General features: G+C 57.7%; 7 protein-coding genes. 2 read left to right on the top strand and 5 right to left on the bottom strand.

What is annotated here, in order from left to right:
• Nucleotides 1-220 (bottom strand): hypothetical protein (locus Q2941_RS29245; protein WP_458194526.1); only part of this gene is annotated, 220 nt, incomplete at its 3' end.
• 931 nt (nucleotides 221-1,151) lie between these two features.
• Nucleotides 1,152-1,505, bottom strand: coding sequence for a cold-shock protein (locus Q2941_RS29240; RefSeq protein ID WP_458194527.1), 354 nt, complete (start codon nucleotides 1,503-1,505; stop codon nucleotides 1,152-1,154).
• Nucleotides 1,506-1,529: 24 nt separating this feature from the next.
• Between Q2941_RS29240 and Q2941_RS29235 the strand changes: the two genes are divergently transcribed.
• Together Q2941_RS29235 and Q2941_RS29230 are read left to right on the top strand one after the other, a co-directional pair.
• On the top strand, nucleotides 1,530-1,745 hold the full coding sequence (locus tag Q2941_RS29235) for a hypothetical protein (RefSeq protein WP_371260605.1): 216 nt from the start codon (nucleotides 1,530-1,532) through the stop codon (nucleotides 1,743-1,745).
• Between the two features lie 2,240 nt (nucleotides 1,746-3,985).
• Nucleotides 3,986-4,111 (top strand): hypothetical protein, encoded by a 126-nt coding sequence (locus Q2941_RS29230; protein WP_458194525.1) that lies wholly within the window; start codon nucleotides 3,986-3,988, stop codon nucleotides 4,109-4,111.
• Between the two features lie 117 nt (nucleotides 4,112-4,228).
• On the opposite strand, the gene Q2941_RS29225 is transcribed toward Q2941_RS29230, so the two are convergent.
• From Q2941_RS29225 to Q2941_RS29215, 3 genes are all read right to left on the bottom strand, one after another.
• The gene (locus Q2941_RS29225; protein WP_458194524.1) at nucleotides 4,229-4,453 is read right to left on the bottom strand and encodes a hypothetical protein; all 225 of its coding nucleotides are present in this window, start codon (nucleotides 4,451-4,453) and stop codon (nucleotides 4,229-4,231) included.
• Between the two features lie 712 nt (nucleotides 4,454-5,165).
• On the bottom strand, nucleotides 5,166-5,561 hold the full coding sequence (locus tag Q2941_RS29220; protein ID WP_027526952.1) for a hypothetical protein: 396 nt from the start codon (nucleotides 5,559-5,561) through the stop codon (nucleotides 5,166-5,168).
• Between the two features lie 19 nt (nucleotides 5,562-5,580).
• Nucleotides 5,581-5,802, bottom strand: a complete 222-nt coding sequence (locus Q2941_RS29215; RefSeq protein WP_027526951.1) for a hypothetical protein — start codon at nucleotides 5,800-5,802, stop codon at nucleotides 5,581-5,583.
• Nucleotides 5,803-6,000: the final 198 nt, after the last annotated feature.

Below are 6,000 nucleotides of genomic sequence, written 5' to 3'. Positions count from 1 at the left end.
ACGATTGGGTGGCTACCTGGCCAGGGCCGCCGATCCGCCACCCGGAAATGTTGTCATCTGGCGCGGACTCTCCAGACTCACCGATATCGAACTCGGCGCCGAAATCGGAGCGGCTGGAAATGTGGGTAATTGAAAGCCGGTCAAGATCACCTTCGGCGAGATGCGCGAGATGGGCGTGCGCGGCGTCCTGGTCTATTGCGCCGACTATCATTGCAGCCATCTGGTGACGCTCGTGGCCGATTGCTGGGCCGACGACGTGAGGCTATCGGACATCGAGCGGCGCTTTACCTGTACTGCCTGCGGGCGCCGCGGTGCCGATGTCCGGCCGGACTTCAACTGGAATAAGACGGTGGTCCCCGCTATGGGATACCGATGACTGGCGCGCACGAATAGAGACGGCCCCAGCACAACCCTGAATGCCGGGGCCGTTGGAGGTTGCTTGGCGTATTTGGGTGAACCAAGCCAAGTGAGCTTAAAGTAGTCCGCTATTTTGTTATGTCCGATCTTGCACAGAGGAACAGATTCAAATTTGCCGACTTTTCCCGAATGGTTTTGCACTTGTTAATGGCGGCGTTGGCAGAGCTCGGTAGCCTTCTTTCGCCGGGCAGATGTTTGAATTTCCGATCTATTGTTCCACCCGGGGCTGGTCGCAGCTTAAGGATTGGCTGCGGGCATTAGATCAGCGCTTTCGATACTTAGGCCGCCTTCGGGCGGCCTCTTTTTGATAAGCAAAGCTGACCCCAGCCGGTTGGCGGCCTTGGGGGAGTGGTCTGGCAACCGGCGTGGACCTGCGACTTAACCGGCAACACTTCATTGACGCTGAGCGCCACGTGGCGACAACCCGCCTCATTTGGCTGCCTCTGTCTTGCTTGTTCACCGTCTCAACCGACGGGCTTGCATCGCCAGCCGCTACGCCGCCCTTCGTTCCGTTGCGGAGCTGCGCCTAGTTTTCCCAGAAGCGCTTTCCGCACCCACATTCAAACATGTGAGTGAGGCTTCCGGTCTCAGAGTCTACCACTGTTCGTACAAGCTTCATTTTCTTGCCACAGATACGGCAGGTTCTGTTTGAGTTGTCCTCGACAACGCAAATCTTCTCAGCGCGAAATACTTCCATGAGTCCCGCCCCCGTCCGAGGTAACCGCAATTGGAACTTACAGCCCATTGCGGCAGTAAAATCTGGAAGAACTGGGTACGAAGTGGCGACAAATTTGCGACAGTACACGGAGCAAATTAAGACGCGTCAGCAAGTCTTGACGACCCTTTGGCTCACCAGCGACCGCCGCCCCTTCATCAACCCGGAAACCGCCGCGACATCTTGCCCGACCGCCCCGCCCGCACGTCGTAGCTGATCCGCGCCGTCGACCAAGTCGGTGTAGCCAGCTTTCAACCGCACTGACATGCACAAAGACGTCTGGGTCGCCATCGTCAGGAGCAATGAAGCCGTAGCCTTCCGTCGGCGTTTTGGTTCCCGCTATGCTGGAATTAGGAGCCTTGCACGCAATCATGAGTTTTATAGCTGGAGCAGGTTCGTGGAATGGGTGATCGTCATGAAGCGACACCGCTTCAAGCACGAAAAGCTGCTCGGCGAACGACTGGCGAAAGCAGCACGCCTGGCGCGAGAGAAAGCAGACCAATTGCCGCCGGGGGCCGAGCGCGACGCCCTCCTTGAGAAGGCTCGGCAAGCTGACGCCACCGCGCACATTGATGGGTGGTTGAATTCACCGGGTCTGAAGCCGCCGACCTAGTCGAGAGTCCCATTCGGCAAAAAAACGGCCCCGACCACTGGGGATCATCATCGAGGCCGTGAGCATTACCGTCCACCGGACGTGCCCCGGTAATCTCCGATACTGTCGGGTTCGGCACAGGCGCATTCACCTATTCAAATGATGCTGATCGGTTCCCCGTCTCGCCATCCCTCCACCGATGAAGCATCTAAACGGCCCAGCATTTGGCTGGTGGCGGTCGACACTAACCATATTTGCAACCATTTATTGATTAAGCAAATTATGACACTCATAGTTGCGGCTTTCAGTATGGAATTAATCGATGGTGGTCCGCTTACCCATCGTCGCGGTCATCTCGGCCGATGGGGAAAGGTCATACTGGGTTGCAGCGGTCGAACCTGAAAAGGCGATCGACGCGGTTGTACGAGTCATCGGCAATGGACATGTCATCAGGCTCTTGCGGCACAGCCTGCGCGTAAAACCAGATGCGCTCCGACCAGGAGAAGTCCGGCAGCTCAGGTTGTGACCGGGACCGTACTCATCAAGAGCATTCATCCCGCTCAAAAGAGCCTCCGTCCGGGGTTTCACAGTTCATCGAATCGCTCACGTTGGCGGACTGAGACCGCGCGCAGGATCTGCGGGCAGACTTTCCGTTCAGTTTTCAGTCACGCATACAGCGATCACCTCTACCGCGGCAGCCGGTAAAAGCCTGGGATCGAGGTGAGAACCGTAGCCATCCGGCTATGGAAAGGAACAAGCTAGGCGCCGAGCGGCCGTGTCCGTTCACACTGGCGAGACACCATCAAAATGCGAAACACCGACGTTTTCGCAAATTGAGACGAACGCCCTCTTCGTCTCAGCGTCCTCAAAGTAAAACCGGGTCCCTCTGACGTCGCGCTCAATCCACCAGTCTATTTTGTTCGCCCTTGAAATGCGCGATGCCTCTCCGCGCAACTGGTCCAATTGCCTTCCATGGGCCCGAACGATCACAAAATTTGTCATTCTCTAATCCAACAATTGCACTGTTTTAACTAGCCTTGAACGCAAGAGTTATTCCGACTGCTCATCCTGCTCATCGCGCACGCGCGGTGAGCTATCCCTTCGAAACGCCAGAAAGTCACAGAGTCACTCGCTCCACAGCGATCGCACGTCAATCGCTGCTCGCCGAGCATGTAGCGCCCGCGGATCGCGGAAGCAGCATTCTTGCAAGACGGACAAACCAATAAAAAATTGCGCATACGCCAGCGCATCACCAGATCACCCAACACCTTCGAACGCCCCTTCGTGAATCAGGTATCTCGCAGAGGTGGAGATTAGCGCACCTTTGCACGTCTGAATGTTCGGTTGCGAACACATCTTCCAATTCACTTCGCAGACCCGAATTGCACTGGAATGCCCCAAAGATTCACATATGCAAAATGCGGACAATCATCCGCAAAGGAGGCAAGGGTTGGCTGGATTATGATCGTGAGCGAAAGGGTCCAGCGCAAATTGGAACCAGTTTGGCGGCCAACCTAACGATGGAGCAAGCCGAACACGCGAAGCGGATACTGACTCGTCCACGGGGTGACAAAGTCTGATTTGAGCAGAGCATTCTAGTTGGGGCATTGTGTGATCGTACTTGGCAGCGAAGCCGGCAGCAGCATCACTGTACGGTTTTTTTAGTTCCCCCTTACAGCTCTTCCGAGCTACCCATTTATTACGGCCGGAGACGCCGAGCCCCGGACTGCCAGAATACGAGCCAACGAAAACGTTGGCCCGCCGGCCGAACGCAATCACGGTCGCCCCTCTCGTTGTAGATCGAAGCATGCGCTCTCCTTTCGGAGTGGCGGCGATCAGCCCTCGGTAGCGGCTTTCGTACTCTCGTGCCAGACTTTCCACTTTTCCCTGCGAGCCCGCGGAACCGAGCACGTGTTGCGCGATTGCATTTGGCGGACGAGGGTCGATCCCATCCCTCTTCATCCTTTATGCTCTCAAGAATGGAGGAATCATGCGCACGTCGGATGTCGTAGAGTGGCGCGATGAGGCAGGACTGGCAACGAAGCTGGAAAACGAGGCATCGGCCTGGCGCAAACGGCGCCTCGCGCGACCGAAGTTTTCGATGAGTGGCGTCCAGGTCGTTCGGCTTCCGAGACGTCGGCTATCGCGTTCGGCCGTCGGGGCCGTCGTCAGCCGTTCTTGAGGGTCGATCTCACCTCCCGTACGGACCAAGATTCGCCTGCGCGTATGACCTGGGCCACGCCGCCGGCGCCGATGAGTGCATGAGAACCGACGTCGCCCTTCGTCGCGACGACGTCAAGCTTGGTTTCCGGCTTCCAGTCGAGCGTGACGTCGAGATCGCCAGGGAATATCTGCCAGCGCGAGCCATCCTCGAGTTCGACATGTGACTCTCGGAATGCGTCCTAATCTTCATGGCATCTCGATCGACCGTGCGACACCGGGCATAGTGCGATTTCAAGGCATCCGCGCGTCCATGCGAGCCAGCAGCCGGACGGAGCGAATGCTCACTTTCGACCGGACGGCGCTTGAGCATTCGCCTTGTTCGGATCCGACTTGTTCGCCTCGTGATGGCCGATCACGCAGCCGGCCGCTGCGCCGAGCTTGCCATGGCCCGCCACGTGGCCGGCAACGCCGCCGACGATAGCTCCCTTGATGCACCCCCTTGCCTCGGCGGCGCCAGAGGAGATCAGAGCAACGGCGGCACAGGCAACGGCAAGTATGGACTTCATGAAAAACTCCCAACGTCGATCCAACGATTCAATCGCCATACCTACCGTCAGTTCCTCGCGTTCGCGCAGTGGCGATCGAAAGGAACGAGCATCAGGCGCGCTCCGTTACCCCTGCATCTATGTTTCTAAGATGTGGAGGATAACGATGGAGACGGAAAGGCGCGTGTACGGACAGCGCCGGCTCGCGCTGATACAATTACTGGCTGCCAGCACGCATCCCGGATACGCGACGCCGCCGTTCGGGCGACGCATCCAAATTGCCTGTCGAGCGGCGCTACAAGCGTGAACCCCCAGTCGACATGCGGCATCTGGCCGGGTTCATGGTGGCTCCAAATCCCTCCGCGACGGTAGATCCAACACGACTTCACGCCATGACTCGTGGTCGCGGATCACACTCTCGGCGGTATGCAGGATCTTCTCCTTCCGGATCGTCTCTTTCCGGACGCCGATCGCTCCCACGCGTTCGATCAATGATCGAAGTTGCAGGACGAGCCCAAGAGCGTCTTGCCGTCCGCTCCCGCTCCACTTCCAGAAGCCACCTACGTTCGTCCTCAGGCGCGAGGATCGTCTTCACTTAGTCGTTCGTACCGGTAAGTGGGGTGGAGGCCAGACAAGCGTGGAGCCGCTCTCTTGATCGGGCATCGCCCCCGCGCGGACCAGCCCAAAACAGCTCCACAAATCAGCAGATTCACCGGCTTGATCTCTGGGGCGGTCACAACAGTTTCGGCGGAAACTTGTTGGCAAGCGACAGGACGGCCATTTCGTCGGTTTCGAGCGCGATCTTCTGCGCGAGCATCACGTCACCGGCTGCTAGAGCACGCGCGGGAACGAAACACCATCCCATCTTCGCCTGTCCTTGTTCATCGATCTCCAGAACATTCCTCATCGTGCCTTGGCGAATTCGATATCGTCGGCCCGTGTGAGAGCCGGTAACATCGAAATGACCTTGGGCATCGAATTGCGCACGCTGCTCAGGAACTAACCATTCTCGCAAAAGACGACGCGCACGCGCCTCCGGAGGATTTTGCGCGACAAAGTTCGAATAGAGCGCACGAAGGGCGCGCAAACGCGCGTTACTGCCAAGACTACTGCGTCTGAACAAAAACATTTGCCATGCAGCGAATGGGCTAGCCGCCAACGAGACGCGGATAGAACAGCGTCTCATCAGCAGTCGGATCAAATGTCCGTACGATGTTGAGATCGCCGGTCGCTGTTCGGGTGGCAGCTGTAAATCCCTGGCCGATCAGCTTGCCAAAGCGTCGCTCAGCCTTGGCCAACCCCTCCCGGTCAGTTTGGTCGAAAAAGTATCTGCTGTCGCCTGTGTGGTCCATCACGATCTGGATACCCATGGAGTATAGCTCCGCAATTCCTACCCCCGACGTGTAGAACCTAGCGACGCCGCCTAGTGTTCCGAGTTCTCGGAAATTTCGTTGTCCTTCTGTTGTGCTCCGCCCATCTGGCGGCGAACGTCCAGCCTAGTCTCAACTTTTTGAAGGTGAGTGGGTATGCCCACTCAACGAAGTCCTGATCCACCGCGACCTGACGCC

It is taken from the genome of Bradyrhizobium sp. UFLA05-153, from assembly GCF_054185185.1.
The sequence above is the reverse complement of the archived record's forward strand: the minus strand, read 5'-3'. Positions and strand labels throughout refer to the sequence as shown.

What these genes read in the sequence shown, in the direction of transcription:
- Q2941_RS29215 (WP_027526951.1), bottom strand. Translation starts at nt 5,802, where the DNA reads ATGGGTATCCAGATCGTGATGGACCACACAGGCGACAGCAGATACTTT.
- Q2941_RS29225 (WP_458194524.1), bottom strand. Translation starts at nt 4,453, where the DNA reads ATGAAGTCCATACTTGCCGTTGCCTGTGCCGCCGTTGCTCTGATCTCC.
- Q2941_RS29230 (WP_458194525.1), top strand. Translation starts at nt 3,986, where the DNA reads ATGAGAACCGACGTCGCCCTTCGTCGCGACGACGTCAAGCTTGGTTTC.
- Q2941_RS29240 (WP_458194527.1), bottom strand. Translation starts at nt 1,505, where the DNA reads ATGATTGCGTGCAAGGCTCCTAATTCCAGCATAGCGGGAACCAAAACG.
- Q2941_RS29220 (WP_027526952.1), bottom strand. Translation starts at nt 5,561, where the DNA reads ATGTTTTTGTTCAGACGCAGTAGTCTTGGCAGTAACGCGCGTTTGCGC.